The organism is Tunicatimonas sp. (assembly GCF_049647865.1).
Classification (GTDB): Bacteria; Bacteroidota; Bacteroidia; order Cytophagales; family Cyclobacteriaceae; genus Tunicatimonas.
On record NZ_JBARYM010000665.1, the window covers coordinates 1 to 3,970 of the forward strand.

Consider the following 3,970-nt stretch of genomic DNA (forward strand, 5'->3'; position numbering starts at 1 on the left):
CTTTTAAATATGCCTGATGAAGCCATATTCTACTTAGGTAATGCATACGAAGAACGCTCGGTTACGCTGTGTACCTTGAAGAACTATTGGGTCTGGGATAATCTTCGGGATAATGCTCGGTTTAAAGAAATTTATACCCAAATGAATTTTCCTCCTTCAATAAAAAAGAAGCATATTCTTGAACCGATAACCATAGCTGAAACCACCTTTGTCAACCCATCATTATTAAGTAAAAATGAAATAGCACACTATTTAAAACAATTAGGTAAGCTAATGAAAGAAGATGAGGTCTTTTTGGACTCATCGATTTCGCTAAGGCTTTTAGCAGAAAAATTGGATATGCAGCCCAATAAATTATCCTGGTTACTCAATGAACAAATAGGTAAGAATTTTAATGAATACATTAACGCATACCGATTGATTGCTTTTAAAGAAAAAGCACTAAACCCAAATAATGGAAACCTTACACTTTTAGGTTTAGCTTATGACAGTGGCTTTAACTCCAAAACAGTATTCAATGCTTTTTTTAAAAAAATGGAAGGAATGACTCCAAAAACATGGGTCAAATTCCACAAAGAATAGGATCAAGTGACTGTCAAGTCTAAGCCCAAATTTACCCGGTATCAATTTCTTTTAGTCACCATCATTGCAGTCGTTTTATTGACAATTGTTTTGGACTACATGCTTACCTCTGCCTTATCCGCAATTCTTCTTCCAGAACTCAAGATCACTACCAAACAGTTTGGCCTACTTGCCTCGGCATATCCAATTAGTGCTGGAATAACTGCTATAGTATTATCAGGCTATGCTGATAAATTTGATCGAAAAAAACTACTGCTTTTCTTTTACTCGGGTTTTTTGCTGGGAGTTCTATTTTGTGCAAGTGCGCCCACCTTTCACGTATTGGTTATTGCTCGGATAATAACTGGGACATTTGGTGGTGTTGTTGGTCCTATTTGCTTTGCCATCATAGCTGATCTATTTGAAACGACTCAACGAGGAAGGGCTATGGGAATTCTACAAATGGCTTCTGCAGGGAGTCAAATTTTGGGTTTACCGCTTGCACTTTACTTGGCTTCTGAGTGGGATTGGCATTTAGCTTTTGGGCTGATTTTACTTATCGGAATCATTACCATTTTTCTAGTCGTTTGGAAAATTAATCCTGTAAACGAGCATCTACAAAAACCGGTTAAAGTCAATCCTTGGCTTCATTCATTTAAAATAATCAGCAATAGAAATTATCTAATCGTGTTTTTTAATAATATGCTGTTAGTAGCAGGAGATGTTATTTTGATGACTTTTAGCGCTGCTTTTTGCACTAACAATCTTGGAGTAGGTCTTGATGACCTTCCCTTACTATATGGAATCGCAGGGGTTTCGACTTTCGTTTTCTCTCCCCTTATGGGTCGTTTAACAGATAAATATGGAACACTCAAAATTTTTGTAATAGGAACAATGATTACAATTTTGACGGTAGGGGTATTTACGAACTTGGCAATAAACCCTCTTTGGACAGTTGCCATTGTTCACACCTTCCTTTTTATTGGAATTAATGCTCGAAGTATCTCATCTTCAGCTATTGGGACAGTGGTCCCTGAAGTGGAGGATCGTGGTGCATACATGGCTGTTGATGCAGCAATGCAGTTGGCTGTTGCTGGTACAGCTGCCATACTAGCTGGGTGGATAGTATTTCAATCTGAAGATGGAATGATAAATAATTTTTCCACCTTAGGGGTCGTCGTAATTTCATTAATGATTTTGACAATTGGATTGATGTTTATTATTAATCGAATGGTTAAAAAAAAGAATACTGTCTCAGAAGACTAAGGTTCTGCCGTTCTCCAATTAGTGGCCTCTCAAATGCTGCGTCGAATTCCTGGGTATACAGTAATCCACCTTGCCAAAGGAACTTTTACAAACAGAGCCAAAAACTAATAAGCGTTACTAAGCATTATAACTTAATATCCAAGGTTGCAGTCTAAGCAAGTTTAAGGCTGTTTCAGGAAGTTCCAAATCTCAATAATAGGTTCTGAATTACATTTCAGGACGACTCGCCTTCCTTTCCACACCATCTTTGCATTATCAATTCAATCAGGTATAAACAACCATTGAATGTTGCTTCCTTTCCTATTACTAAACGGACAAACAGTAAGGAAAAGGACTTTTTTAAAAACCTTAATAAAAAAAACATGAAAAAGACATTATTAATCTTGACTTTATGCGGACTGACTTTAGTTGCCAAATCTCAAAACACAAGTGTAGAAAAATCAACATTCGGATTACAAACTGGGGTTTTAGGAATCTGGGTGTATAATGAAGCAAAACTATCAAATACCATAGCACTAAGAACAGAGGTTGGTTTTGATTTTGGTATTTGGGAAACTACTTATTATGATGATTATAATTCTCCATTTCTGCTCACACCTGTTATAGTTGTTGAGCCAAGATACTATTATAACCTCAAAAAACGCTCTGAGAATTCAAAAAGAATTGATGGAAATAGTGGCAATTTTATTGCCTTAAAAACGAGTTATCATCCAGAATTGGCTATTTTAAATACTGACGATGCTCCGGTGGTAAGTGATTTCGCCATTATACCCACTTGGGGAATTAGAAGAAATATAGGGGAGCATCTTAATTATGAAGTAGGTTTAGGAGTAGGATATAGTCATACATTTGCTGAACGCGCTGGTTATTCAAAAGACAAAAGTGAACTAGAATTAAATATGCACTTGCGAATAGGGTATAGATTTTAGCATAAGCAAAAACGCTTCTCTGCTCTTTGAACCAATAATACACTGGAGTTTATCTTATGGCTGTAACGAATTTGGTAAAGGTATTTACCCTAACCAAGGGGTCTTCCTACTTTCTTTCGAATTCTCAGGAGCAAATTTCAGAATTCATGCTTTGGCATCTCATTAAAGGTTCAAGGACAAAAGAATTACAAATAGGGTAAAAATGTACTACAACAATGTATAAGAAATAATGACGGTTTGATCACTAAAACTGAAGTAAGTAAATATAAAAGGGGGCTGTATTTAACCGAAATTTTCAAGTTTTAATGTCTGCTATTCCTCTTTTACTAACTGTTGTAAGTCTTCAGGGAAAAACTGTAACAATTATCCTATTACATCATCAAAATTAGTATGAAGTAATAAAACCAAATAATCTATGATTGACACCAAGCAAAAACAATTGATTAAAACTGCAAGAATTACTGGCGTGTGGTATTTAATGATGGCTATTTCAGGGATTTTAGGTTTTATGGTCTTTCATTCTCAAATATTTGTGTCTGGTAACCCTGAACAAACGCTAACGAATTTAATAGAATTAGAATCTACTGCAAGAATTAGGTTGCTCTTAGAGTTTGCTATCGTAATATCTCAAGCATTTACCGCAGTTTGGTTTTACAAACTATTTAAAGATAGTTATGAATGGGAAGCTTGGACTCTAGGTGTATGGGGAATGGTGAATGCATTAGCCATTATGATAAGTGCAATTGCAAGCGCCTCTGCTATAGGTGTTGCCAGTTCTGATATAAGTGCTATGGAAGACAAAGTTGTACTAACATATGTTTTTCAAAATATAATTTCAAATGCTTGGGGTATTGGTGGTCTTTTCTTTGGGCTTTGGCTGTTTCCTATGGGATACATAGTCATCAAATCTAAAAGAATGCCTGTCTGGTTAGGAAGAGTTATTGTTTTAGGTGGTATTGGCTATCTATTTAGCACCGTTATCCGCTACGCAGGAATTGATTTTAGCCTCAATAGATTTCTTACGCTACCCGCAACCATTGGAGAATTTTGGATGATTGGTTATTTACTAATTTTTGGCATAAGACCTAGCAACGAGTAAAATTAAGTTAAAACGGCACACAATAATGTATATAAATAATAGCTTGTTCTCGCCTACTTCTGAAAACCCTCTCGAATTTTTAGTTTGGTGTGTTCCGCCTCAGGCGGATAACCGC

At 36.0% G+C, this 3,970-nt stretch carries 4 protein-coding genes; all 4 read left to right on the top strand.

Going from position 1 to position 3,970, the window contains the following annotated elements; genetic code table 11:
- On the top strand, positions 1-582 hold a 582-nt coding region (locus WBA23_RS19435), incomplete at its 5' end, for a helix-turn-helix domain-containing protein (RefSeq protein WP_424583943.1).
- 6 nt (positions 583-588) lie between these two features.
- Complete coding sequence (locus WBA23_RS19440; protein ID WP_424583944.1) at positions 589-1,827, top strand: MFS transporter; 1,239 nt, start codon at positions 589-591, stop codon at positions 1,825-1,827.
- Between the two features lie 362 nt (positions 1,828-2,189).
- Entirely contained in the window at positions 2,190-2,756 is a 567-nt protein-coding gene (locus tag WBA23_RS19445; RefSeq protein WP_424583945.1) for a hypothetical protein, read from the top strand.
- A 415-nt stretch (positions 2,757-3,171) separates the two neighbouring features.
- Positions 3,172-3,855 carry a DUF4386 domain-containing protein gene (locus WBA23_RS19450; RefSeq protein WP_424583946.1) on the top strand — a complete coding sequence of 228 codons (684 nt, stop codon included), beginning with the start codon at positions 3,172-3,174 and terminating at the stop codon, positions 3,853-3,855.
- Positions 3,856-3,970: the final 115 nt, after the last annotated feature.